A 25,194-nucleotide genomic window follows, 5' to 3' on the forward strand; every position below is an offset into this window, starting at 1 on the left:
GAGCGCGCCGAGGACAACACCCGCGACATGCTGACCTCGCTCGCGGCCGGCTTCGGCGTCGAGGAGCTCACCGTGACCTTCGAGGACGACCCCGCCTGAGCCGACCGCGCCGGCGCCGCGAGGCGTGGGGGGGGGCCGGCCGCCCCCCCCCCCCCCCCGGCCGGGAGGCCCTCGAGGATGGCGGTGAGCTGCTGGCCGTGCGACTCACCGGCGGTCAGCCAGCGCAACATGGGCGGCATTCTGCCATTGGCGGCCGGGGCGCCCGGCTCACGGCAGGGGCACCGGTCCCGCGGCGGCGAGGGCGAGCACCGCGCCGACGAGCAGCGGCGGGCCGAACGGCAGCGCGGTGCGCCAGCCCACCCGCCGCAGCGCCAGCAGGAGCAGCGACACCACGGCGCCGACGAGCAGGCCGGCGAAGACCCCGGCGAGCAGCACGCCCCAGCCGACCCAGCCGAGCAGCAGGCCGAGCAGGCCCAGCAGCTTGACGTCGCCGAAGCCGAGCCCCTCCGGGGAGACGGCCGTGCCGAGCGCGGCCAGCCCGAAGGCGGCGGCCGCGGCCACGGCCGCCCGCAGCAGCGCCGGCCACGTGCCGAGCAGGGCGGCGTCGGCGACGAGGGCGGCGCCGCAGACGGCGTACGCCGGGAACGTGACGACGTCGGGCAGCCGGTGCGCGGCGAGGTCGGTGCCGGCCAGCACGAGCCCCGCACCGGCCGCCCAGACGAACGCCGCGGTCGCCGGGCGGGCACCGGTGCGCAGCACCGCGCCGGGCAGCAGCGCACCGGCGAGCAGCGCGGTGAGGACGACGGCAGCGGCGGACGGGCGGGCGGCGCGGTCGCGGGCGGCCAGCCGGGCCGCGGTCAGCGCCAGCCACGGCCCGGCGGCCACGCCCGCGACCGCCGCGAGGGCGAGCACCACGGTCAGCGGGCGTCCAGCGCGGCGCGCATCTCCGCGATCGGCGCCGGGTGCCCGGTCATGAGCTCGACCTGGGCGGTGGCCTGCCAGAACAGCACCTCGAGGCCGCCGATGACGGTGCCGCCGGCCGCCTCGACCCGCTGCGCCAGGGGCGTCGGCCACGGCGCGTACAGGACGTCGAGGACCGTCTGCCCGGCGCGCCAGCCGAGATCCAGCAGCGCGGGCTGCGCGCCGATCGGCAGGGTGCTGACGACCACCGGGGCGTCGACCACGCCGCCGGCCAGCGGGGTGACCGTCGCGGTGACCCCGAGGGTGCCGAGCACGCGCGCCAGGTCGGCGGCGCGCGCCGGCTCGCGGACGGCGACGTCGACCTGCTCGGCCCCCAGCGAGGCGAGCGCGACGGCGGCCGCGACGGCTGTGCCGCCGGCGCCGATGATCGCCGCGTGCGCCACCGACTCCACGCCGCCGAGCTGCAGCGCCATGCCGACGCCGGTCACGTCGGTGTTCTCCGCGCGCCAGCCCTGCTCGGTGCGGACCAGGGTGTTGGCCGCGCGCAGCAGCCGCGGCAGCGGCTCGACGACGTCGGCGGCCTCGGCGGCGGCCTGCTTGCACGGCATCGTCACCGAGAAGCCGCGCCACTCCTCGCCGAGGCCGGCCAGCAGCGTCGGGACGTCCTCCGCGCCCAGGTCGAGCGCGTCGTAGGTCCAGTCGGTCAGCCCCAGCGCGGCGTACGCCGCCCGGTGCAGCAGCGGCGACAGCGAGTGGCTGACCGGCCGGCCGATGACCGCGGCCCTCACGGGGCGCCGTCCGGCCGGCCGGTCGCTCCGGCCGTCATCCCCCGGGGTTCTCCCGCAGCCACTGCTGGAACAGCGCCACGTTGGCGGCGTGCTCCTCGGCCGTCGCCGCGAACCGGGTCTCGCCGGTGTCGGGGTTGACGACGACGAAGAACAGCCAGTTGCCGTCGGCCGGGGCCAGGACGGCGCGGACCGCCTGCTCGCCCGGGTTGTCGATCGGCCCCGGCGGCAGCCCGGCGTGCAGGTAGGTGTTGTACGGCGAGGGGTTGGCGCGGTCCTCGGCGGTCGTGGTGATGCCGGTCTTGCCGGTCGCGTAGTTCACCGTGGTGTCGAACTGCAGCGGCATGCCGGCGTACAGCCGGTTCTCGATGACCCGGGCCACCCGGGCCATGTCCTCGGCCGTGGCCGCCTCGGCCTGCACGAGGCTGGCCTTGGTGAGCACGGTCAGCCGCTGGTCCTCGGGCACCCCGAGCTCGTCGAGCAGCTGCGTGGTGCGGGTGACCATGCCGGAGAGCACGTCGGCGGCGGTGTCCCCGGGCTCGACGTCGTAGGTCGCCGGGAACAGCCAGCCCTCGAGCAGCCCGTTGGCGTAGGCGGGCAGACCCAGGGCGGCCGGGTCGGCGGCGGCGGCCTCGAAGTCGGCCAGCGGGATGCCGGTCGCCTCCGCCGCGCGCTGCAGCACGGTCCCGGCCTGCAGCCCCTCGGGCAGGGTGATGCGGGAGACCAGCCGGGAGTTCGGGTCGAGCAGCAGGTCCAGCGCGGCCGCGCCGCTCATCTGCAGCCGCATCCGGTAGACACCGGCCGTGATGCCCATGGCGGCGGGCTCGGCCTCGGCGGCGTCGACGAACGGCCCGACGGAGGCGATGACGTCGGCGGCGACCAGCGTGCGGCCGATGTCGCTGAGCGTGTCGCCGTTCTGCACGCGGACGTCCACGCTGCCGGTGCCGGTGCCGGTGTAGTCCTCGGAGACGAACAGCCCGAGCAGCTTCTGGCCGCCGAAGAAGATGCCGGCGCCCAGGGCGGCGAGGACGACGAGGGCGATCAGCACGGCGAGCGGCCGGCGGCGCTTGCGGCGCCGGCGGCGGGGCCCGTCGTCGGAGACGAACGGGATGCCGTCGTCGTGGTGGTCGTCCTCGTCGTCGTGCAGGTCGTGCTCGTCGTCGTGCAGGTCGTGCAGGTCGTGCTCGTCGTGGTGCAGGTCGGCCGGCTCGGGCGCGCGGCGGCGCCGGCGGCCGCGCCGCGACCCCTCGTCGACGTGCGCGCCGATGACCTCCAGGCCGCCGGTCTGCTCCTCCCACTCGGCGGGGACGGCGTCGTGCGTGTCGGTCGCGTCGTCCACCGGCTCACCCGGGAGCCCGGGCAGCACGGGCTGCGCCTGGGTGGCGTCGTCGTCGCCGTCGCGCCGGCGGCCGAGCTTCGCCCAGGCGCCGGGCGGCGGGGGCGGCAGGGGGGCGGAGGGGTGCCGGCCGGTGTCGTCGGCGCCGTGCCCGCCCCAGCCGGCCGGGGCGTCGTCCCGCGGGGACCCCGGCTCGGGGCCGTCGGGGTCGCCGCCGCGGTGCCGCCACTCGACGGGGACCGGGCCGGTCTCGTCGTCCTCCCGGTCGAGCAACCCGGGGACCCGGCGCACGCCGCCGGTCGACGCGCCGGCCAGGCGGTCGGCCCGCCGCGGCTGCCGGACGGGGGCGACGGCGGCCGTGTCGTCGTCCCAACGCTCGGACTCCCGGGACGGGTCCTGCGGCCGGGCGCCGGCCCCGGGGGCGGACCCGGCGGTCAGGGACGGGGGCCAGGGGGCCGGGACGCTGCTCGCGGGCTCGTCGGGCGAGGCGTGCCGCCCCCGCGGACGCGGCGCGCCCGGCTCGTTCACGAGGAAGACCTCCGTGAATCGAGGAAGTGCTGGAGGATCACCACGGCGGCGGCCTGGTCGATCACCGAGCGCTGGGCCCGGCTGTCGCGGCCGGCTTCCCGGAGGGAGTTGGCGGCGGTCACGGTGGAGAGCCTTTCGTCGACGTGGTGCAGCGGCACGGAGCCGATGCGGTCGGCCAGGGCCCGAGAGTAGGTCGCGGCGTCCTCGGCCGAGGCGCCCGACGCACCCGACAGGTGCCTCGGCTCCCCCACGACCACCTCTGTCACCTCGTGTTCCGCGACGAGGGCGGCGATCCGGTCGAGATCGGACCCGTCCTTCGCCCGCTTGACCGTCTCCAGCGGACTGGCGAGCGTGCCGGTGGCGTCGGACAGCGCGACGCCGACCCGGACCGTGCCGACGTCGATGCCCAGCACCCGGCCGCGGCGCGCCGGCCGGGGCGGCACGGTCAGCCCGCCCGGGAGGCCGCGGGACAGGTCGATCTCCGCGGTCTCGTTCGAGACCGGCGGGAACCCGCGCGTCAGGTCGATCTCGGTGGTCGGGTGGTACTGCGGCTGCCCCGGCGAGGTGCGGGGACGAGCGGGCGGGACGGCGGGCAGCCGGCGCTTGCGTTCGCCGACCGGGCCGGTGTCCTCCGGGTTGTACTCCGTCATCTCTACCTCCCGACGGCGGCCGCGACCGCCTCTTCTCCGGCCTTGAGCGCTGCAGGGATCCCGGCGGGATCGGTGCCGCCGCCCTGGGCGACGTCGGGCTTGCCGCCGCCGCGACCGCCGACCGGCACGGCCGCGGCCTTGATCAGGTCGCCGGCCGACAGCCCGCGGTCGACGGCGGCCGGGCTGAGCGCCGCCACCAGGGCCACCTTGCCACCCGCGGCCGAGGCGAGCAGGACGGCGGCCGGCCGGTCGGCGCCGAGCCGGCCGCGGACGTCGAGCGCCAGCGCCCGCAGGTCGCCGCCGGCCAGCCCCTCGGGGGCGCCGGTGACCAGGGCGATCCCGCCGACGTCGGTCGCCGACTGCGCCAGCGTGCCGGCCTGGGCGAGGGTCTGCTGCGCGCGCAGGTCGGCCAGCTCCCGGTCCACGTCGCGCAGCCGGGCGAGCATGCCGCCGACCCGCTCGACGATGCCGTCGGTGGGGGTCTTGAGCAGCTCGCCGAGCTGGCGGACCAGGTCGCGCTCGCGCGCGAGGTAGCGGAAGCCCTCGAGCCCGACGACCGCCTCGACGCGGCGGGCGCCCGAGCCGACGGAGGACTCGCCGGTCAGGGCCAGCGTGCCGATCTGCGCGCTGCCGCGGACATGCGTGCCACCGCAGAGCTCTCGCGACCACGGGCCGCCGATCTCGACGACGCGCACCTGCTCGCCGTAGGTCTCGCCGAACAGCGCGAGCGCGCCGATCGCCTGCGCCTCGGGCAGCGACATGTAGGTGGCGGTCACCTGGTGGTCGGCGCGGACGGCGGCGTTGGCGACGTCCTCGATGTCGTGCCGCTGCTGCCCGGTGAGCGCGCCCTGCCAGGCGAAGTCCAGCCGCAGGTAGCCGGGGCGGTTGTACGAGCCCGACTGCAGCGCCTGCGGGCCGAGCACCTGCCGCAGCGCGGCGTGCACGACGTGGGTGCCCGAGTGGGCCTGGCAGGCCGACAGCCGCCACTCGCGGTCCACCTCGGCGACGAGCTCGGTGCCGGCGCGCAGCTCGCCCTCGAGGATGCGCACCTGGTGGGCGACCAGACCCTTGACCGGCCGCTGTACGTCGAGCACCTCGGCGCGGCCGCCGTCCCACACGAGCTCGCCGGCGTCGGCGACCTGGCCGCCGGACTCGGCGTAGAACGGCGTGCGGTCGAGCACGACCCGGGTGATCTCGCCGGTCCCGGCGACGGTCTCGGCGCCGTCCTCCTCGAGGTCGGACACGACCCCGAGCACGCGGGAGTCGGTGCGCAGCGTGGAGTAGGCCTGCCAGTCGGTGGGGCCGTGGTCGGCGAGCAGCCGCCGGTAGGCCAGGACGTCGACCGAGCCGGTCTTCTTCGCGCGGGCGTCGGCGCGGGCGCGGTCGCGCTGCTGCTGCATGAGCGCGCGGAAGCCCTCCTCGTCGACGCGCACGCCCTGCTCGGCGGCCATCTCGAGGGTGAGGTCGATCGGGAAGCCGTAGGTGTCGTGCAGGGTGAACGCCTGCTCGCCGGTCAGCCCGGCCGTGCCGGCCTTCCTGGCCTCGTCGACGGCGGTGCCGAAGATCGTCGTCCCGGACGTGAGGGTGCGCCGGAACGCCTCCTCCTCGGCGTAGGCGACCGCGGAGATCCGGGCGAAGTCGGCGGCCAGCTCCGGGTAGCTCGGGCTCATCGCGTCGCGGGAGACCGGCAGCAGCTCGGGCAGGGTGGCCTCGTCGACGCCGAGCAGCTTCATGGAGCGGACGGCGCGGCGCAGCAGCCGGCGCAGGATGTAGCCGCGGCCCTCGTTGCCGGGTGTGATGCCGTCGCCGATGAGCATGAGCCCGCTGCGCACGTGGTCGGCGACCACCCGGAGCCGGACGTCGTCCTCGTGGTCCTTGCCGTAGGTGACGTTCGCCAGCTCGGCCGCGCGGCGCAGGACCGGGGAGACCTCGTCGATCTCGTAGAGGTTGTTGACCCCCTGCAGCAGGTAGGCCACCCGCTCCAGGCCCATGCCGGTGTCGATGTTCTTCTTCGGCAGGTCGCCGACGATGCGGAAGTCCTCCTTCGACCGCACGTCGTCGAGCTGGTACTGCATGAAGACGAGGTTCCAGATCTCGAGGAACCGGTCCTCGTCGACCACCGGACCGCCGTCCTGGCCGTGCTCGGGTCCGCGGTCGAAGTAGATCTCGCTGCAGGGGCCGCCCGGGCCGGGCTGGCCGGTGTGCCAGTAGTTGTCCTTGAGGCCGCGGCGCTGGATCCGCTCGTCGGGCAGGCCGGCGATCCGCTTCCAGGCGTCGGCGGCCTCGTCGTCGTCGAGGTAGACGGTGACCCAGATCTTGTCGGGGTCGAACCCGAGCTTGCCGTCGGCGACGGATCCGGTGATCAGGTCCCAGGCGTGCTGGATCGCCCCTTCCTTGAAGTAGTCGCCGAAGGAGAAGTTGCCGTTCATCTGGAAGAACGTGCCGTGGCGGGTGGTCTTGCCCACCTCCTCGATGTCGAGGGTGCGCACGCACTTCTGCACGCTGGTGGCCCGCGGGTAGGGCGCGGGCTCGCGGCCGGTCAGGTACGGGATGAACGGCACCATGCCGGCGACGGTGAACAGCAGCGACGGGTCGGGCGACACCAGCGAGGCGCTGGGCACGACGGTGTGGCCGCGTTCCGCGAAGTGCTCGAGGAAGCGGCGGCGGATCTCGGCGGTCTGCATTCGTCTCTACTTCAGTTCGGGCGGGCCGGACGGGGCGGGTCCCGACCGGCCCCGGGTCGTCAGGGTCGGTTGTCGGCGGCGTGCCGGCCGGGCAGGGCGAGCTGGTCGCGGGTCGGCAGCGGGGCGTCGAGGCCGGTGCCGGACCGCAGCTCGGCCTCGCGCTCGGCGGCGGCGGCGCGCACGTCGGCGCCGAAGTCGCCGATCGCGTCGGCCAGCTCGCGCAGGCCGTCGGCGAGCGAGCCGAGGATGCCGGCCGGGGTCATCCTCTCCGCCGCGGCGGAGAGCTTGCGGACGACGAGGGCGCCGATGGTGATGCCCATCGCCAGCCAGAACAGGCGGCGCATCAGGCGGCCCGCCGGGTGGCGCGGCGCAGGCGGCGCGCGTCGCGGTCACGGCGCGCGGCCTCGGCGATCGCCTGGCCCTCGCGCTTCTTGCGGGCGGCGCTGCGGACGCCGTAGCTGAACGCGGCCACCTTGATCAGCGGGCTGCCGAGGGTGGCGGCGACGACGCTGGACAGCGCCGCGACGTTGCTGGACACGTTGGCGGCGTTGCCGGTGATGTCGTCCACCCGCTCCAGGTTGCTGTTGACGTGCGCCACCGTCGTGTTGGCCTGCGCGAGGATCGGGGCGGCCTGCTCCCGAGTCTGCCGGATGGTCAGCGTCGTCTCGTCGAGCACCCGGCCCAGCTTGAGCAGCGGGATGGCCAGCAGCAGCACCAGCAGCACCAGTGCGAGGGCTGCGATGAGTCCGGCCCACTCTCCTGCGGACACGCGGTCTCCCCTGTCGTCGCGACGGTGCCGGGCGGACGACGGGCCCGGCGTGTGGTCACAGTAGTCGCGGGCCCGGTGGCCCGTTCGGGACGTGCCCGGGCGTCAGCGGGTCCGGCGCACGATCGCCCGCAGCTTGGCCAGCCGCGCGGCGATGCCGGCCTCGGCTCCCCTGCTGGTGGGCCGGTAGTAGTCGCGGCCGACGAGCGCGTCGGGCGGGTACTGCTGGGCGACGATCCCGTCCGGCGCGTCGTGCGGGTAGCGGTAGGTCTTCCCGTGGCCCAGCTTCTTCGCCCCGGCGTAGTGGGCGTCGCGCAGCCCCGGCGGCACCGGTCCGGCGCGGCCGGCCCGGACGTCGGCCACCGACTCGCCGATCGCCACCGTGATCGCGTTGGACTTGGGGGCGGTGGCGAGGTGGACGACAGCGTGCGCGAGCGGGAAGTGGCCCTCGGGCATGCCGATGAAGGCGACCGCCTCGGCCGCGGCCACCGCCGTCTGCAGCGCGGTGGGGTCGGCCATGCCGATGTCCTCGCTGGCGCTGATGACCAGCCGCCGGGCGATGAACCGGGGGTCCTCCCCCGCCTCGACCATGCGGGCCAGGTAGTGCAGCGCGGCGTCGACGTCGGAGCCGCGGATCGACTTGATCAGGGCGCTGGCCACGTCGTAGTGCTGGTCGCCCTGCCGGTCGTAGCGGACGGCGGCCTGCGCCACCGCCGTCTCCAGGGTCGGCAGGTCGACCTCGGTGGCCCCGGCCTGCAGCGCGGCGCCGGCGCCGGACTCCAGCGCGGTGAGCGCCTTGCGCCCGTCGCCGCCGGCGATGCGGACCAGGTGCTCCTCGGCCTCCTCGCTCAGCGTCACCGCGCCGTCGAGACCGCGGTCGCTGGTCAGCGCCCGGCGCAGCAGGGTGCGGACGTCGTCGTCCTCCAGCGGCTGCAGGGCGAGGACCAGGGAGCGCGACAGCAGCGGGCTGACCACGGAGAAGAAGGGGTTCTCGGTGGTGGCGGCGATGAGGCTGACGATGCGGTCCTCCACGGCGGCCAGCAGCGAGTCCTGCTGGGTCTTGGAGAACCGGTGCACCTCGTCGATGAAGAGCACGGTGCGCCGGCCGGCGTAGGTGAGCTCGCGCTTGGCGGCGGTGATGACCGCGCGGACCTCCTTGACGCCGGAGTCGAGCGCGGACAGCTGCACAAACTGGCGCTTGGTGGCCAGCGAGATGACGTGGGCCAGGGTGGTCTTGCCGGTGCCGGGCGGGCCGTAGAGGACCAGTGACATGGGCTCGTCGGCCTCGACCAGCCTCCGGAGCGGGGACCGGGGCCCGAGCAGGTGCTGCTGGCCCACCACCTCGTCGAGCGAGCGCGGCCGCATGCGCACGGCCAGCGGCGCCCCGGGGTCGACCGCGGGCGCGCCGTCCTCGTCCGGCGCGGGGTCGAACAGCGACGTCACGGTTCCCGACGCTACCCGCGGGGCACGACGCTTCCCGTGCAGGAGCGACGCATCGGGGACGTGACCGTCAGCGCCATCGGGCTGGGGGCGATGCCCCTGTCGACCAAGGAGGACCGGCCGTCGCCGTCCGACGCCGAGGCCGTGGTGCACGCGGCGCTCGACGCGGGCGTGACGCTGATCGACACCGCCGACGCCTACTCCTGGGACGAGGCGGAGTTCGGGCACAACGAGTCGCTGGTCGCCGCCGCGCTGCGCTCCTACGGCGGGTCGGCCGACGACGTGCTGGTGGCGACGAAGGGCGGGCACACCCGCCGCGGGCGGGACTGGGACCTCGACGGGACGCCGTCCTACCTGCGGCGGGCGTGCGAGGCGTCGCTGCGCCGGCTCGGGGTCGAGGCGATCGGGCTCTACCAGTTCCACCGGCCGGACCCGGCGACGCCGTGGGAGGAGTCGATGGGCGGCCTGCGCGCGCTGGTCGACGACGGGCTGGTGCGGATGGTCGGCATCTCCAACGCCGACGTGGCGCAGATCGACTCGGCGCGCGAGATCTGCGGGGACGCGCTGGTGAGCGTGCAGAACCAGTTCTCGCCCGGCTACCGCTCGTCGCTCGGCGAGCTGGAGCACTGCGCGGCGCACGGGCTGGCCTTCCTCCCCTGGAGCCCGTTCGGCGGGGTCTCGGCGGCCGGGTCGCTGGACGCCGCGGCGCCCGCCTTCGCCGAGGTGGCCGAGGAGCTCGGGGTGTCGGTGTACCGCGTGACCCTGGCCTGGCACCTGGCGCAGGCCGACGTCGTCGTCCCCATCCCCGGCGCCTCGCGGGTGTCCTCGATCGAGGACTCCGCCGCCGCGGCCGACCTCGAGCTCTCGGAGGCCCACCTCGCCCGCCTGAACTCGCCGTGATCATCGGCAGGTGGCGGCCCCTTCCGGCGTGTCGGTCAGCCACCTGCCGATGATCAACGCGGGTCCACAGCCGGCGGCCTCGTCCACAGATGCCGCTGGCGGCGACCGTCGGCGCTCCGGGCGACCGAGGCTCCCGGGCCATGGACCTGCCCCCCGCGTACACGGCCGCCTCGGCCCGCGCCGCCGGCCTCACCCGGGGTCGGCTGCGCGGATCGGCGTACCTACGTCTGAGCCACGACCTCGTCGTCCGCCTCGACGACGCGATCGACCTGCGGGAGCGGCTCGCGCTGCTCGCGACCGCGCTCCCCCGGGACGCCGCGTACAGCCACCTGACCGCGGCTGCGCTGCTCGGCGCGCACGTCGATGCTCCTCCCCGGCCGCACATCGCCCTGACGCCGCGCCGCGTGTTCCCCCAGCGCGCCGACCTGGTGGTCCACGGACGGCTGCTCGACCCCTGCGACGTGGTGGAGCACCAGGGCCTGCGGCTCACCTCCGGACCGCAGACGTTCCTCGACCTGGCGCACCCCCTGCCGCCGGCGGAGCTGGTCGCGGTCGGTGACGCCCTGCTGCGGGCCGGACACCTCACCCCGGAGTCGCTCGCGCAGCGGCTCGCCCGGGCCGACCGGGTGCGCGGTGTGGTGCGCGCCCGGGCCTGCGCCCCGCTGCTGTCGGCCGAGGCGATGTCCCGACCCGAGAGCCTGCTCCGGTACTGGCTGATCGACAGCGACCTGCCGGACCCCACGCCGCAGGTCCCGGTCCACGACCGGTGGGGCCGCGAGGTGGCGCACGGCGATCTGGGCTACGCCGAGTGGCGGGTGCTGCTGGAGTACGAGGGGCAGCAGCACGCGCACGTCGACAGGTTCGGCAGCGACATCGACCGCTACTCCCTCATGGCGGCCGACGGCTGGCTGGTCCTGCGGTTCGCGAAGCGCCACCTCAACAGGGGGACGGTCGTCGAGCGCACCCGCCGGGCGCTGGTGAGCCGCGGCTGGCGCCCCTAGGCCTCGTTGATCATCGGCGAGTGGCTGGGTGACACGCCGGTGGGGGCAGCCACCTGCCGATGATCACGGAGAAGGAAGGCGAGGAAGCTGCCGGCCACGAGGGCGGCCACCCAGGGCAGGAGGTCGCGGGCGGCGGGCGAGGCGGCCAGGCCGAACAGCTGCCAGGCGGCCGCCAGCGAGTCGGGCAGCGTGCCGGGGAGGCCGGATCCCGGGCGCAGCGGCTGCTCCAGGTAGCCGGCCGCGGTGAGGAAGGGCGCGACGAACCAGGCGAGGAGCACCACGACCGGCCACCACGCCAGCCGCGCCGCCGGCCGCGCTCCTGCGACCACCAGGGCCAGCACCAGCACCGCCGCCCCCGCCCACGTCGACACGCGGCCGACGAGCTCCACCCCGGCGTAGGACCGCGAGGTGTCGACGAACGGCACCAGCGCCGACGACAGCCAGGACGGCGCCGCGCCCGCCAGCACGCCCAGCGCCACGGCCAGGCCCGGCCGCCCGAGCGCCGCCGCGGACCCGATCGCCCACCCGCCCAGCGAGACCGCGACCACGATCGCGCACAGCGCCGTGACGACGAGCGGGTCGGCGGCGAACGCGTCCGGCCCCTCACCGCGGAGGCCGGCCGCCGACGGCACCAGCGCGGCGACCAGGCCCAGCACGAGACCGGCGCACGTGGCGAGCGCGCCGAGCGGGCGCCGGGCGACCACCAGGCACAGCAGCCCGGCGGCGAGCCCGCCCACCAGCGCCCCCGTGACCAGCGCGCCCAGCGTCGACGCCGACAGCGGCAGCGCCAGCCGCGGCCCCACCGGCACCGCCCGCAGCCCGCCGAGGAGCCAGAACAGGTAGCCGCCGGCCCACCACACGACGCCCGCCAGCGGCACGAGCGCCCACACGGGCACCCGCCGCACCGGTGCGCTCAGGCCCACAGGCCGCCCGCGAGCTGGTCGGAGACCAGGGAGTCGAACGAGCCCGCGGCCAGGATGTCGCGGGCCTGCCCGGCGGCGGTGCGCAGGAAGACGTGCTCGACGTTCGGCGTCACCGCCCGCAGCCCGCGGCCGTGGGTGACCCCGGGGAAGGTCGCCGCCAGGTCGGTCTCCTCGAAGTGCGGCGCCTGCTCCCACGGCAGCCAGACCGCGCCGACGTCGGCGAACCGGCCGCCGTACTTGCGGCCGGTGTAGCCCACCCCCTCGTGCCCGCGCCGGACCAGCTCGGCGGCCACGGCGGCCAGCGGCTGGACGTGACCGGCGAACGGCATCGCCGCGACGAGCACGCGCACAGGGCCTCCCAGGGATGCGGAACGCCCGGGGACCCTAGCGGCCGAGGCCGGCCTTCAGGGCCGCCAGCACCAGCGCCACGGTGTCCGGCCGCGCGTTGTGCCCCATGAGGCCGATCCGCCAGACCGTCGCCGCGTACGCCCCGACGCCGCCACCGATCTCGAGGTCGTAGCGCTCGAGCAGCTCCTTGCGCACCGCCGCGGAGTCGACGCCGTCGGGCACCTTCACCGTCGTCAGCTCGGGCAGGCGGTGCCCCTCGGCGGCGAACAGCTCGAGGCCCAGCTCCTGCAGGCCCTCGGCGAGCAGCCGGCCGGCCTCCTCGTGCCGGGCGTGGACGGCGTCGAGGCCCTCCTCCAGGATCCGGCCCAGCGCCGCGTGCAGCGAGACGACCATGCCGGTCGGCGCCGTGTGGTGGTAGGTCCGCCCGCCGCTGCCGGCCGCCTCACCGGCGTAGCCGCCGAGCATGCCGAGGTCGAGGTACCAGCTCTGCGGCTTCTCGATCCGCCGCTCCCACGCGCGGTCGCCGATCGTGAACGGCGCCAGCCCCGGGGCCACCCCGAGGCACTTCTGCGACCCCGAGTAGGCGAGGTCGACGCCCCACTCGTCGAGCTGCACGGGGATGCCGCCCAGCGAGGTCACGCAGTCGGCGAGCAGCAGCGCGTCGCCCTTTCCCTCCGCCAGCGGCACGAGGTCGGAGCGGACCCCGGTCGAGGTCTCGGCGTGGACGGCGGCGATGACCTTCGGCGACGGGTGCGCCGCCAGGACTCGCTCGGCGTCGACCGGCCGGCCCCACTCGTGCTCGACGGCGACCACCTCGGCGCCGCAGCGCGAGGCGACGTCGACCATCCGCTGCCCGAACAGGCCGTTGACCGCGACCACGACGACGTCACCGGGGCCCACGGTGTTCACGAACGCGGCCTCCATGCCGGACGAGCCGGTGGCCGAGAGCGGCAGGGTGCGCCGGTTCGCCGTGCCGAACACCGTGCGCAGCCGCTCGGACGTCTCGTCCAGGATCCCGAGGAACAGCGGGTCCAGGTGCCCCAGCAGCGGGTAGCCGAGCGCGGCCACCGCCTCCGGGTACGGGTTGGACGGGCCGGGTCCGAGCAGGGTGCGGGCGCGCAGCGGCATGTGCGGGACGCTACCGGGCGCCCGCGGGCGCCGTGGCGGTCACGCGGCGAGGGCGAACACCGGCCAGCTGCCCGGCACGCCGCGCAGCGTCCGCACCCCGCGCTCGGTGAACGCGAGCCCCGAGCCGATCACGAGGTCCTTGACCGTGCCGGAGGCCAGCACCTCGCCCGGCGCCGCCTCCCCCATCACCCGTGCGCCGATGTGCACCGCCAGGCCGGCGACGCCGCCGCCGTCGGTCCGCTCCACCTCGCCGGCGTGCACCCCGGCGCGGATCGTCAGGCCGGCGGCCACGGCCGCCGCCCGCACGGCCACGGCGCAGCGCAGGGCCCGGGCGGGTCCGTCGAACGTCGCGAACAGCCCGTCCCCGGCGACGTCGACCTCCACCCCGCCGTACCGCGCCAGCTCGTCCCGCGCCAGGAGGAGGAACCGGTGCCGCATGGACGTCCAGGCGGCGTCCCCGACCCGCGCCGCCAGCTCCGTGGAGCCGGCCACGTCGACGAACAGCACCGTCGCCAGCACGGTGCTGACCGGCGCGGCGGCCGGCCGGCCGCCGGTGAGGAACCCCTCGATGGTGGCCAGCACCCCGGTGGTGTCGCCGACGAAGTACAGGTGGTCGTCGCCGTCGATCTCCGCCAGACGGGCCTCCGGGATGTGCTCGGCGAGGTACCGGCCGACGCCGACGGGGACCATCCGGTCCCCGCGGCGGTGCACCACCAGGGTCGGCACCCGGATGGCGCCGAGGATCTCCCGGACGTCGATGTGCGGGTAGAGCGAGAAGAGCCGGCGGGCCATCCCGGGGCTGGCACCGATCCGCTGCAACGTGGCCCACCAGGACCGCAGGGCGGTGTCGCCACGCCTGCTGGGCGCCCACAGGCCGAGCCACGCGCCCTCGCCCCAGCGCTCGGCCAGGTCGGCCAACACCGCCGCCAGGGTGGCCTCGTCGACCCCGTCCGGGAAGCCGGGTGCCCGGGTGAGCCGCGGGTAGGCGCCGTAGAGGACCAGCGCCCGCGTGCGCTCCGGGTGCTCGGCGGCGAAGAGCATCGCCATGGAGCCGCCCTCCGACACGCCGAGCACCGCGGCGCGGTGCGCGCCGGCGGCGTCCATCACCGCGACGAGGTCGTCGACCCTGTCCTCGAGCGTCGCCGGCCCGGCGACGGGGTCGGACAGCCCCGTCCCGCGCTTGTCGAACAGGATCAGCCGGCAGCAGGAGGCCAGGTGCTCCAGGAACCGCCGCAGCGAGGGTTCCTGCCACTGCCATTCCAGGTGCGAGACGAAGCCCGGCGCCATCACCAGGTCCAGGTCGCCGTCCCCCACCACCTGGTAGGCGATGGACAGGTCACCGCTGCGGGCGTACCGCGTCCTCGGCAGCACGCCGCAGTCTGGCACGCACCCGGAGGCTGCTGGAACGGCCCGGCGCCGAGCCCGCGAGGTGCGGTGCCGGCCGGGTCCTCCTCCTACGGGCGGATCGTCACGTGCGTCGACGTGGGGCCGGGGGCGCCCGGCTCGTCGGGCAGCGGCGGCTCCTCCGGCTTCGCGTCGATGCCGGCCTCCTTGCGCTGCGCCTCGGTGATCGGCGTCGGCGCGCCGGTCAGCGGGTCGTAACCGGCACCGGTCTTCGGGAACGAGATGACCTCGCGGATCGAGTCGACGCCGGCCAGCAGCGCGGTCAGCCGGTCCCACCCGAGCGCGGCGCCGGCGTGCGGCGGCGGGCCGTAGGAGAAGGCCTCGAGGAAGAAGCCGAACCGCTCGCGCGCCTCCTCGCGCGACATGCCCAGCGTCTCGAACACCCGCTCCTGCAGCTCGGCGTCGTGGATGCGGACCGAACCGCTGGCCAGCTCGTTGCCGTTGACCACCAGGTCGTAGGCGTCGGAGAGCGCGTTGCCCTTGTCCTCGGCGAACCGGTCCCGCCACTCCGGCGTGGGCGAGGTGAACGGGTGGTGCATGAAGGTCCAGTCGCCGTCCTCGGTCTGCTCGAACATCGGGAAGTCGACGACGAACAGGAACGACCACGTGCCGGGCTCGATCAGCTCGAGCCGCTTGGCGATCTCGTTGCGCGCGGCGCCGAGCAGCTCCTGCGACGAGCGGCGCTGGCCGGCGGCGAAGAACACGCAGTCACCGGGCTTCGCGCCGACCGCCTCGACCAGCCCGTCGCGCTCGGCGTCGGAGATGTTCTTGGCCACCGGCCCGCCGAGCGTGCCGTCCTCGGCCACGGTGACGTAGGCCAGGCCGCGCGCGCCGCGGGACTTCGCCCAGTCCTGCCACGCGTCGAACGCGCGGCGCGGCTGCGAGCCGCCGCCGGGCATGACGACCGCGCCCACGTACGGCGCCTGGAACACGCGGAACGGGGTGCCGGCGAAGTAGTCGGTCAGCTCGGTGAGCTCCACGCCGAAGCGCAGGTCGGGCTTGTCCGAGCCGAAGCGGTCCATCGCCTCGCGGTAGGTCATCCGCGGGATCTGGGGCACGTCGTAGCCGGCGAGCTCCCGCCACAGCGCCCGCACGACGTCCTCGACGACCGCCAGGACGTCGTCGCGCTCGACGAAGCTCATCTCGAAGTCCAGCTGGGTGAACTCCGGCTGGCGGTCGGCGCGGAAGTCCTCGTCCCGGAAGCAGCGGGCGATCTGGTAGTACCGCTCGAGCCCGCCGATCATCAGCAGCTGCTTGAACAGCTGCGGCGACTGCGGCAGCGCGTACCACTTGCCCGGCTGCAGCCGCACCGGGACGACGAAGTCGCGCGCGCCCTCGGGGGTCGACCGGGTGAGGTTGGGCGTCTCCACCTCGACGAACCCGTGCTGCGCCATGACGCCGCGGGCCACCCGGTTGACCTCGCTGCGCAGCCGCAGCGTGCGCGCCGGGCCCTGCCGGCGCAGGTCGAGGTAGCGGTAGCGGTACCGGACGTCGTCGCTGGCCGCCTGGTCGGTCTCGATCGGGAACGGCAGCGGCGCGGCCGCCGACAGCACCCGCAGCCGGCTGGTGACGACCTCGATCTCGCCGGTGGGCAGCTCGGGGTTCTCGTTGCCCTCGGGACGGCGGCGGACCTCCCCGGTGACCAGCACGCAGTACTCGTTGCGGAGGGCGTGGGCCTCCTCCTCGCGGACGACGACCTGCACGTACCCGGAGGCGTCGCGGAGGTCGACGAAGACGACGCCGCCGTGGTCGCGGCGGCGGGCGACCCAGCCGGCGAGGGTGACGGTGGTGCCGGCGTCGGAGGCGCGCAGCGTTCCGGCGTCGTGGGTGCGGAGCACGTCAAAGGGCCTTTCGAGGGAGTGGGGCTACCAGCGGTCGTGCACGTGGGCGCGGATGCGCTCGTCGTACACCCGCTCCAGGTCGGCCAGCTGGCCGTCGGTCATGGGCGGGAGATCCGCGGCGGCGATGTTCCCACGGACCTGCTCGACGGTGCGCGCACCGGGGATGACGGTGGTGACGCCGGGCTGGTCGATGACCCAGCGCAGCGCGAACGCCGCGGTCGGCACGTCACCGGCGATCTCGCGCACCTCGCGGGCCGCCTGCACCCCCACCTCGTACGGCACGCCGGAGAAGGTCTCGCCGACGTCGAACGCCTCGCCGTGCCGGTTGTAGTTCCGGTGGTCGTCGGGCGCGAACTCGGTCGACTCGTCGTACTTGCCGGTCAGCAGGCCGCTGGCCAGCGGGACCCGGGCGAGGATGCCGACCTGCGCCTTCGCCGCCGCCGGCAGCAGCTCCTCCAGCGGCTTGCGCCGGAAGATGTTGAGGATCACCTGGATCGTCTGCACGCCCGGGTGCTGCAGCGCGGTCAGCCCCTCCGCCACGGTCTCGACCGACACCCCGTAGGCGGCGATGGCGCCGTCGGCGACGAACGAGTCGAGCGCGTCGTAGACCCGCTGGTCGGAGTACACCGCCGTCGGCGGGCAGTGCAGCTGCACCAGGTCGAGGGTGTCGACGCCGAGGTTGCGCCGCGACCGGTCGATCCAGGCGCGCAGGTTCTCCGGCGTGTACTGCTCTGCGGTGAACGGGTCGGCGCGGCGGCCCGCCTTGGTGGCGACGAAGGGGTGGTCGGACCGGGCCACCAGCGCCTGCCGGATGCGCACCTCCGAGCGGCCGTCGCCGTAGACGTCGGCGGTGTCGAGGAGGGTCACCCCGCCGTCGAGGGCCGCGTCGAGGACGTCGGCGGCGGTGCCGTCGTCGACGTCCCCCCAGTCACCGCCGAGCTGCCAGGTGCCCAGACCGACGACGCTCGCGTCGGCCCCCGTCCGGCCGAGCGGCCGCTGCTCCATCGTCACGCTGTGCCCTCTGCTCGACTCCGCACTCGCTCCGCTCCTCGCTCGTCCCTCGCTGCGATGCTCACTCGCCCGTCGTTCTCGCGTCCACCGTGTCACGAAGCCGCTCGAACAGCTCCCCGACCGGGACGGCGACCTGCTCCCCCGACCGCAGGTCGCGCAGCTGGCCCACGCCCTCGGCGAGGTCGCGGTCGCCGATGACGACGGCGTGCGAGGCGCCCGAGCGGTCGGCGGCCTTCATCGCGCCCTTGAGGCCGCGGTCGCCGTAGACGGTGTCGGCCGAGATCCCGGCCGCCCGCAACTGCCCGACCAGCCGCACCGCGAGCCGCTTGGCCTCGGCGCCCAGCGGGACGACGAAGGCCTGCACGCCGCCGGACGCGACGACGTCCAGCCCCTCGGCCTGCACCGCCAGCAGCGTCCGGTCCACACCGACGGCGTAGCCGATGCCCGACACGTCCGGGCCACCGAGCGCCGCCGACAGCCCGTCGTAGCGGCCGCCGCCGCCGATCGCCGACTGCGCGCCGAGCCCGGAGTGGACGAACTCGAACGTCGTCTTCGTGTAGTAGTCCAGGCCGCGGACCAGCCTCGGCGCCTCGGTCCAGGTCACCCCGAGGTCGGTCAGGTGCTGGCGGACGGCGTCGTAGTGCGCCCGGGTGGCGGCCGAGAGGTGGTCGACCATCAGCGGGGCGTCGTCGAGCTGGGCCTGCACCTCGGGCCGCTTGTCGTCGAGCACCCGCAGCGGGTTGATCTCGGCCCGCCGCCGGGTCTCCTCGTCGAGGTCGAGCTTCTCCAGGTAGGCGACCAGCTTCTCGCGGTACGAAGGCCGGTCGCTGCCGTCGCCCAGCGAGGTCAGCAGCAGCTCGAAGTCGGTGAGCCCGAGGTCGCGGAAGCCCTGCACGCCCAGCGCGACCACCTCGGCGTCCAGGGCCGGGTCGTCGATGCCGAGGGCCTCCATGTCGACCTGGGTGAAGTGCCGGTACCGGCCGGCCTGCGGCCGCTCGTAGCGGAAGGCGGAGCCGACGGTCCACAGCTTCACCGGCAGGGGGCCGGTGTGCAGCCGGTGCTCGATGAAGGCCCGCATCAGCCCGGCGGTGAGCTCGGGGCGCAGGGTCAGCGACCGGCCGCCCCGGTCGTCGAACGTGTACATCTCCTTGGTGACGACGTCGGTGGACTCCCCGACGCCGCGGGAGAACACGGCGGTCTCCTCGAACACCGGCGTCTCGACGTAGCCGTACCCGGCGCGCCGCAGCGGGGCGGTCAGCGTCTCGCGGACGGCGAGGAACCGCTCGGACTCCGGCGGCAGGACGTCGAACGTGCCCTTGGGCGCGCGCAGGTCGGTCACAGCCCCCGCCCCTTCGGCGCCGCGCCCTGGCCCGCGGCCGCCTCGGCCAGGTAGGGGTTGGTCGCCCGCTCGCGGCCGACCGTCGTCGCCGGCCCGTGCCCGGGCAGCACCACGGTGGCGTCGTCGAGGGGCAGGACGACGTCGCGCAGCGAGCGCAGCATGTCCTCCCACGAGCCGCCGGGCAGGTCGACCCGCCCGACCGAGCCGGCGAACAGCACGTCGCCGGCGAGCAGGCCCGGCGCGTCCCCCAGGTCCAGGGAGAAGACCACCGAGCCGCGGGTGTGCCCGGGCGCGTGCCGCACCGTGAGCCGGACGCCGGCCAGGTCGAGGACGGCGCCGTCGTCGAGCGGGCGCACCTCCGACGGGTCGGGCAGCCGCAGCCCGGTGAGCAGCGGCGCCAGCGCGGGACCGTGCCAGCGCGCGGGGTCGCTGAGCATGCCGCTGTCCTCGGGGTGCAGGTAGGCCGGGATGTCGTAGCCCTCGCACACCGGCAGGACGGAGAAGGTGTGGTCGAGGTGGCCGTGGGTGAGCACGACGGCGACGGGCTTGAGGCCGTCGGCGCGCAGCATGTCCGCGAGCGGTGCGACGGCGTCCATGCCGGGGTCGACGACGACGCACTCCTGCCCCGGGCCGGGGGCCACGGCGTAGCAGTTCGTGCCGAACGCGCCGGCGGGGAACGAGCGGATGAGCACCCGTGCAGGTTACGCGGCGGTGATCACGGCGCCCCGGCGCGCCGGACGTGCCAGGGACCTCGCAGGAACGGGACCTAGACTGGACCGTCGAGCGGCGGGAGCAGACCCCGCCCGGGTGGCACAGCTACACCCCGTGCCGCCCGCGGCCACCCCGCCCACGAGCGCAGACCCTCCGAGGAGTTCGACCGTGCCGACCAACAAGCAGCGGCGGCAGGCCGCCCAGCGGCGGCTGCAGCGCCAGATCGAGCGTCGCGCCGAGCTGGCCCGCAAGCGCCGGCGGAACCTGCTGATCCTCACCGCCGTGCTGGCGGTGATCGTCGTCGGGGGCGCCGCCTGGCTGATCGCCGGCGTCGGCGGCGGGGACGACGACACCGCCAACGCCGGCGAGACGACGACGTCGACCGAGCCGACCGTCGACGGCAGCGACGGCACGTGCGACTTCACCGAGGACGGCACCGGCACGGTCGGCGCGCCGGCGGCCGAGGTGCCCACCTCCGGCCTGGTCGACCTGACCATGACCACCAACTTCGGCCCGCTGGTGCTCACGCTGGACCAGGCCCAGGCGCCGTGCGCCTCGGCCAGCTTCGTCCACCTGGCGCAGCAGAAGTTCTTCGACGGCACCCCCTGCCACCGCGAGACCGACTCCGAGGGCCTCAAGGTGCTGCAGTGCGGTGACCCGACCGGCACCGGCACGGGCGGCCCCGGCTACTCGTTCCCGACGCAGGTCACCGGCGCCGAGACCTACCCGCGCGGCACCCTGGCGATGGCCAACTCCGGCCAGGGCTTCGACCAGAGCCAGTTCTTCCTCGTCTACGGCGACAGCCAGCTGCCGCCGAACTACACCGTCGTCGGCACCATCGACGAGGCCGGCCTCGCCGTCCTGGACACCATCGCGGCCAACGGCAACGACGGCTCCAACGGCGCCGGCGACGGCGCCCCCACGCAGCCGGTCACCATCCAGACGATGACGGTCGGCTGAGTGCGCGCCCGCACCGCCCTCGGCGTCGCCGCGCTCCTGCTCGCCGGCCTGACCGGCTGCGCCGACACCGTCGTCGGGTCGGCGAGCCCGAGCGGGTCGGGCGGATCCGGCGGGTCCTCGACGGCCGAGAGCTCCGGCGGGTCCGGCACGGTGTCCTGCGAGTGGACGCCGGACCGGAGCCCCAGCGCCGTCGACGCCGACGAGCCGGAGAGCACCGTGCCGGCCGAGGGCACCGCCGACCTGCTGGGGACGACCGGCCAGGGCGACCTCACCCTGGCCCTCGACCGGGCCGGTGCCCCCTGCGCCGCCGCGGCCCTGGTCGCGCTGGCCGAGCAGGGCTTCTTCGACGGGTCGCCGTGCCACCGGGAGACCGACTCGCCGGGTCTGCAGGTGCTGCAGTGCGGCGACCCCACCGGCACCGGCACCGGCGGGCCGACCTGGGCCTACCCCACCGACGTCGACGGCAGCGAGAGCTACCCGCGGGGCACCGTGGCCATGGCCAACGCGGCCGACGGCTTCGACGGCAGCCAGTTCTTCCTCGTCTGGGGCGAGGCGCGGCTGTCGCCGGACTACACCGTCGTCGGCACGGTGGACGACGCGGGCCTCGAGGTGCTCGACGAGATCGCGGCCAACGGCAACGACGGCGCCAACGGCCCCGGCGACGGCGCCCCGAACGAGCCCGTCACGATCGAGTCCGTGACCGTCGGCGGATGAGGTCGTCCACTCGCTGACCCCGCTCAGTCCTCGGCCGCCAGGACGACCGCGGCTCCCACGAAACCAAGCAGGTCGGGCGCTCCGGGTGCCTCCGGGTCGTTCGTACCCACAGTGACCAGGTCGAGTTCCGGCACGACGTGGATGATCTGCCCGCCGTAGCCGCGGGCGAAGTACGCGGGGCTCGAGCCGGTCTCGTCCAGCCACCACTGCCACCCGTACCCGGCCTCGGCCGCGGGCGTCCCCTCTTCCGCCGTCGTCGAGGCCTGGACGAAGTCCGCCGTCACGACCTGCTCCCCGTCCCACTCCCCCTCGTTGAGGTAGAGGAAGCCGATCTTGGCGAGGTCACGGGCCGGCAGCCGCAGGAGGGCCCCGCCGTAGTGGTAGCCCTGCGGGTCCACGGGCCAGGCGACGCGGGACCCGGCGTACCGGTCGAGGTCGGCCTGGGCGACCGACGGCCCGAGGACGGGTTCGAACGCGTCGTCGGTGTCGATGCCCAGCGGGCCGAACAACCGCTCCTGCGCGAAGTCGAGGGTCGACCGGCCCGTCGCATCGGCGACGACGACCGACAGCAGGTGCGAGCTCGCGTTGCTGTAGGCCCACTCGGTCCCGGGGTCCGCCTCGAGGGGTGTGCCCAGCGCGTGCTGCGCCCAGTCGGGGCTGGCGAACAGCGCGTCGAGCACCCGGGTGTCACCACCGGCGGCGCCGTCGTCGCCGGGCAGCCCGGCCGTCATGGACAGCAGGTCGGCAAGGGTCGCGCCGCTGATGCGCGGATCGGCCCCCGGGGGCACGTGCGGCCCCAGGAGTTCGCCCACCGTCGCGTCCACGCCGTCGACGGTCCCATCCCGGAGGGCGATGCCGACCAGCACGCCGATCACGCTCTTGGTCACCGACCGGACGTCGTGACCGTCGTCGGGACCCAGGCCCTCGCGGTAGTACTCGTGGATGACGTAGCCGGCTCGGACGACCACCAGGCTGCGCATGCTGGGGTAGACCTCGGTGGTCAGCCGCTCGATCTCGTCGAGTTCCTGGTCGTCGAAGCCGTGCTCGGCCGGATCGGCGGTCCGCCACCCCGCGGTCGGCCAGTAGCCGCGATCGCCCGGCCCCTCCGTCGCCGTCCCGTCGTCCCTGCCGCTGGAGCACCCCACCGCGACGACCGCGGCGACGGCGAGGACGGCGGACCGGGCCCCTCGGGTCCGCATGGGTCACCGTAGGACGGCGCCGGAGCCGTGCGGCAGGGTCGGAGGTCAGCCCCCGGACCGTGCTCAGGCGGTGACGCGCTCGACGTCGAAGACGCCCTCGACGTTGCGCACCGTCTGCAGGACGGCGCCGAGGTGGGCCGGGTCGGCCAGCTCGAAGGTGAACCGGCTGATCGCCACCCGGTCGCGGCTGGTCTGCACCGACGCCGAGAGGATGTTCACCCGCTCGTCGGCCAGCGCCTTGGTGACGTCGGAGAGCAGCCGGTGCCGGTCGAGCGCCTCGACCTGGATCGACACGAGGAACACCGAGCCGGGCGCGCTGGCCCACTCGACCTCGACCAGCCGCTCGGGCTTGCGCTGCAGGTCCTCGGCGTTGGTGCAGTCGGTGCGGTGCACGCTCACCCCGCCGCCGCGGGTGACGAAGCCCAGGATCTCGTCGCCGGGCACGGGGGTGCAGCACTTGGCGAGCTTGGCCCAGACGTCGGTCATGCCGTGCACGATCACGCCGGGGTCGCCGCTGGCGGGGCGCCGGGTCAGCGGGCGGCGGGTGGGGATCGCCGTCTCGGCGATGTCCTCGACCGCGCCCTCGGTGCCGCCGAGCGCGGCCATGAGCTTCTCGACGATCGACGACGCCGAGACCTGGTTCTCCCCCACCGCGGCGTAGAGCGCGGTGACGTCGGCGAAGTGCAGGTCCTTGGCCAGGGTCGACAGCGCCTCGCCGCCGAGCAGCCGCTGCAGCGGCAGGCCGGCCTTGCGCATGGCGCGGGTCAGGGCCTCCTTGCCGGCCTCGACGGCGTCCTCGCGGCGCTCCTTGGTGAACCACTGGCGGATCTTGGTCCGCGCGCGGGAGGACCCGACGAAGGACAGCCAGTCCTGCGACGGGCCGGCCGTGGGCGAGCGGGAGGTGAAGATTTCGACGACGTCGCCGTTGGACAGCTTGCTCTCCAGCGACACCAGCGCGCCGTTGACCCGGGCGCCGATGCAGCGGTGCCCGACCTCGGTGTGCACCGCGTAGGCGAAGTCGACCGGCGTCGACCCGCCGGGCAGGCTCATCACGTCGCCCTTGGGCGTGAAGACGAAGACCTCCTGCGGGCCGAGGTCGTAGCGCAGCGTCTCGAGGAACTCGCCGGGCTCCTGCGCCTCCCGCTGCCAGTCGAGCAGCTGGCGCAGCCACAGCATGTCGTCGGGCGACCCGGGCTTGGTGGCGCCGAACTCGCCCGGGGCCGGCTTGCCGGCGGCCTTGGCCTTCTCCTTGTACTTCCAGTGCGCGGCGATGCCGTACTCGGCGGTGCGGTGCATGTCGTGCGTGCGGATCTGCAGCTCGACCGGCTTGCCCTGCGGGCCGATCACCGTCGTGTGCAGCGACTGGTACATGTTGAACTTCGGCATCGCGATGAAGTCCTTGAACCGGCCCGGTACCGGCTGCCAGTGCGCGTGCATGATGCCCAGCGCGGCGTAGCAGTCGCGCACCGAGTCGACCAGGATCCGGATGCCGACCAGGTCCCAGATGTCGGTGAAGTCGCGGCCGCGGACGATCATCTTCTGGTAGATCGAGTAGTAGTGCTTGGGCCGGCCGGTGACGACCGCCTCGATCTTGGCCGAGCTCAGCTGCTCGTGGACCGCGGAGGTGACCTCCGCCAGGTAGGTGTCGCGGGACGGCGCCCGCTCGGCCACCAGCCGCACGATCTCGTCGTAGCGCTTCGGGTAGAGCGTGGCGAACGCGAGGTCCTCGAGCTCCCACTTGATCGTGTTCATGCCCAGCCGGTGGGCCAGCGGGGCGAGCACCTCGAGGGTCTCGCGCGCCTTCTTCTCCTGCTTCTCCGGCGGCAGGAACCGCAGGGTGCGCATGTTGTGCAGCCGGTCGGCGAGCTTGATGACCAGCACCCGCGGGTCGCGGGCCATCGCGACGATCATCTTGCGGATCGTCTCGGCCTGGGCGGCGTCACCGAGCTTGACCTTGTCGATCTTCGTGACGCCGTCGACGAGGTGCGCGACCTCCGGGCCGAAGTCGGCGGTGATCGACTCGAGGGTGGCGCCGGTGTCCTCGACGGTGTCGTGCAGCAGCGCGGCGACCAGCGTGGTGGTGTCCATGCCGAGGCCGGCGAGGATCGTCGCCACGGCCAGCGGGTGGGTGATGTACGGGTCGCCGCTCTTGCGCCGCTGCTCGGCGTGCGCGGCCTCGGCGACGTCGTAGGCCCGCTGCAGCAGCGCCAGGTCGGCCTTGGGGTGGCTCTGCCGGTGCAGCGCGGCCAGCGGCTCCAGCACCGGGCGGACCAGCCCGCTGCGCTGGCCGGCCACGATCCGACGGGCCAGCCGGTCGCGCACGCGCCGGCGGGGTACCTCGCCGTCGGCACGGGGCTCGGTCGCGACGTCGTCGGGCCGGCGGACGGCGGGACGGTCGGGCAGCGGGGTCCGCTGGACGGGGGCGCCCGCTACCGCGGCGGTGTCGTCCTTGCCCGTCGGGGTGGCCGCCCCGGCCCGTGCGGGAGCCGCGTCTGCGGCTGCATCGGGCGCCACGGCGACTCCTGCGGGTTCGAGGAGGAGGGGACCCTCCCCATGCTAGCCGGGCGACACGCCGGAGGCGCCGCTGCGGGCAGCGGGTCCCCCT

At 75.0% G+C, this 25,194-nt stretch carries 22 protein-coding genes; 4 read left to right on the plus strand and 18 right to left on the minus strand.

The window, feature by feature from the left end; all coding sequences use genetic code 11:
- Positions 1-267: 267 nt before the first annotated feature.
- From ACI797_RS16820 to ACI797_RS16855, 8 genes are all read right to left on the minus strand, one after another.
- Positions 268-915 carry a prepilin peptidase gene (locus ACI797_RS16820; protein ID WP_456859890.1) on the minus strand — a complete coding sequence of 216 codons (648 nt, stop codon included), beginning with the start codon at positions 913-915 and terminating at the stop codon, positions 268-270.
- A gap of 2 nt (positions 916-917) precedes the next feature.
- On the minus strand, positions 918-1,709 hold the full coding sequence (locus ACI797_RS16825) for a shikimate dehydrogenase (protein ID WP_456859891.1): 792 nt from the start codon (positions 1,707-1,709) through the stop codon (positions 918-920).
- A 34-nt stretch (positions 1,710-1,743) separates the two neighbouring features.
- Positions 1,744-3,570 carry an endolytic transglycosylase MltG gene (mltG, locus tag ACI797_RS16830; RefSeq protein WP_456859892.1) on the minus strand — a complete coding sequence of 609 codons (1,827 nt, stop codon included), beginning with the start codon at positions 3,568-3,570 and terminating at the stop codon, positions 1,744-1,746.
- Complete coding sequence (ruvX, locus tag ACI797_RS16835) at positions 3,567-4,220, minus strand: Holliday junction resolvase RuvX (protein ID WP_456859893.1); 654 nt, start codon at positions 4,218-4,220, stop codon at positions 3,567-3,569. Before ruvX ends, mltG begins: the two co-directional genes overlap by 4 nt.
- Before the next feature lie 2 nt (positions 4,221-4,222).
- The gene (gene alaS, locus ACI797_RS16840) at positions 4,223-6,904 is read right to left on the minus strand and encodes an alanine--tRNA ligase (protein WP_456859894.1); all 2,682 of its coding nucleotides are present in this window, start codon (positions 6,902-6,904) and stop codon (positions 4,223-4,225) included.
- Between the two features lie 59 nt (positions 6,905-6,963).
- Positions 6,964-7,248: a hypothetical protein gene (locus ACI797_RS16845; RefSeq protein WP_456541089.1), complete on the minus strand. Its 285-nt coding sequence runs from the start codon at positions 7,246-7,248 to the stop codon at positions 6,964-6,966.
- Positions 7,248-7,673 carry a DUF948 domain-containing protein gene (locus ACI797_RS16850; protein WP_456541088.1) on the minus strand — a complete coding sequence of 142 codons (426 nt, stop codon included), beginning with the start codon at positions 7,671-7,673 and terminating at the stop codon, positions 7,248-7,250. The genes ACI797_RS16845 and ACI797_RS16850 overlap by 1 nt, the downstream gene beginning before the upstream one ends.
- A 102-nt stretch (positions 7,674-7,775) precedes the next feature.
- Entirely contained in the window at positions 7,776-9,113 is a 1,338-nt protein-coding gene (locus ACI797_RS16855) for a replication-associated recombination protein A (protein WP_456859895.1), read from the minus strand.
- A 36-nt stretch (positions 9,114-9,149) separates the two neighbouring features.
- On the opposite strand from ACI797_RS16855, the gene ACI797_RS16860 reads away from it, so the two are divergent.
- Positions 9,150-10,010, plus strand: coding sequence for an aldo/keto reductase (locus ACI797_RS16860; protein ID WP_456859896.1), 861 nt, complete (start codon positions 9,150-9,152; stop codon positions 10,008-10,010).
- A 140-nt stretch (positions 10,011-10,150) separates the two neighbouring features.
- The gene (locus ACI797_RS16865; RefSeq protein WP_456859897.1) at positions 10,151-11,011 is read left to right on the plus strand and encodes a hypothetical protein; all 861 of its coding nucleotides are present in this window, start codon (positions 10,151-10,153) and stop codon (positions 11,009-11,011) included.
- Here the strand turns inward: ACI797_RS16865 and ACI797_RS16870 are convergent.
- The 8 genes from ACI797_RS16870 to ACI797_RS16905 all read right to left on the minus strand — a co-directional run bounded on the left by ACI797_RS16870 (position 11,008) and on the right by ACI797_RS16905 (position 19,697).
- A complete protein-coding gene (locus tag ACI797_RS16870) occupies positions 11,008-11,907 on the minus strand; it encodes a hypothetical protein (protein WP_456859899.1) in 900 nt (299 codons plus the stop codon). The two genes, ACI797_RS16865 and ACI797_RS16870, sit on opposite strands and share 4 nt — an antisense overlap.
- A 17-nt stretch (positions 11,908-11,924) precedes the next feature.
- Positions 11,925-12,284, minus strand: a complete 360-nt coding sequence (locus ACI797_RS16875) for a hypothetical protein (RefSeq protein ID WP_456859900.1) — start codon at positions 12,282-12,284, stop codon at positions 11,925-11,927.
- A 34-nt stretch (positions 12,285-12,318) separates the two neighbouring features.
- Positions 12,319-13,410, minus strand: coding sequence for a pyridoxal-phosphate-dependent aminotransferase family protein (locus ACI797_RS16880; protein ID WP_456859901.1), 1,092 nt, complete (start codon positions 13,408-13,410; stop codon positions 12,319-12,321).
- Positions 13,411-13,449: 39 nt separating this feature from the next.
- Positions 13,450-14,796 (minus strand): adenylate/guanylate cyclase domain-containing protein, encoded by a 1,347-nt coding sequence (locus ACI797_RS16885; protein ID WP_456859902.1) that lies wholly within the window; start codon positions 14,794-14,796, stop codon positions 13,450-13,452.
- A 68-nt stretch (positions 14,797-14,864) separates the two neighbouring features.
- A complete protein-coding gene (aspS, locus tag ACI797_RS16890; protein ID WP_456859903.1) occupies positions 14,865-16,652 on the minus strand; it encodes an aspartate--tRNA ligase in 1,788 nt (595 codons plus the stop codon).
- A gap of 27 nt (positions 16,653-16,679) precedes the next feature.
- A complete protein-coding gene (locus tag ACI797_RS16895) occupies positions 16,680-17,660 on the minus strand; it encodes an aldo/keto reductase (protein WP_456859975.1) in 981 nt (326 codons plus the stop codon).
- A 67-nt stretch (positions 17,661-17,727) separates the two neighbouring features.
- Positions 17,728-19,005 (minus strand): histidine--tRNA ligase, encoded by a 1,278-nt coding sequence (gene hisS, locus ACI797_RS16900; protein ID WP_456859904.1) that lies wholly within the window; start codon positions 19,003-19,005, stop codon positions 17,728-17,730.
- Positions 19,002-19,697: an MBL fold metallo-hydrolase gene (locus ACI797_RS16905; protein WP_456859905.1), complete on the minus strand. Its 696-nt coding sequence runs from the start codon at positions 19,695-19,697 to the stop codon at positions 19,002-19,004. Before ACI797_RS16905 ends, hisS begins: the two co-directional genes overlap by 4 nt.
- Positions 19,698-19,884: 187 nt before the next feature.
- On the opposite strand from ACI797_RS16905, the gene ACI797_RS16910 reads away from it, so the two are divergent.
- Complete coding sequence (locus ACI797_RS16910; RefSeq protein WP_456859906.1) at positions 19,885-20,676, plus strand: peptidylprolyl isomerase; 792 nt, start codon at positions 19,885-19,887, stop codon at positions 20,674-20,676.
- Positions 20,677-21,390, plus strand: a complete 714-nt coding sequence (locus ACI797_RS16915) for a peptidylprolyl isomerase (RefSeq protein ID WP_456859907.1) — start codon at positions 20,677-20,679, stop codon at positions 21,388-21,390. It begins immediately after the preceding gene.
- A gap of 23 nt (positions 21,391-21,413) precedes the next feature.
- Here the strand turns inward: ACI797_RS16915 and ACI797_RS16920 are convergent, their stop codons facing one another.
- The gene (locus ACI797_RS16920; RefSeq protein WP_456859909.1) at positions 21,414-22,589 is read right to left on the minus strand and encodes a serine hydrolase domain-containing protein; all 1,176 of its coding nucleotides are present in this window, start codon (positions 22,587-22,589) and stop codon (positions 21,414-21,416) included.
- A gap of 63 nt (positions 22,590-22,652) precedes the next feature.
- Positions 22,653-25,103, minus strand: a complete 2,451-nt coding sequence (locus ACI797_RS16925) for a RelA/SpoT family protein (protein WP_456859911.1) — start codon at positions 25,101-25,103, stop codon at positions 22,653-22,655.
- Positions 25,104-25,194 lie beyond the last annotated feature (91 nt).

Source organism: Geodermatophilus sp. SYSU D00691 (assembly GCF_054050275.1).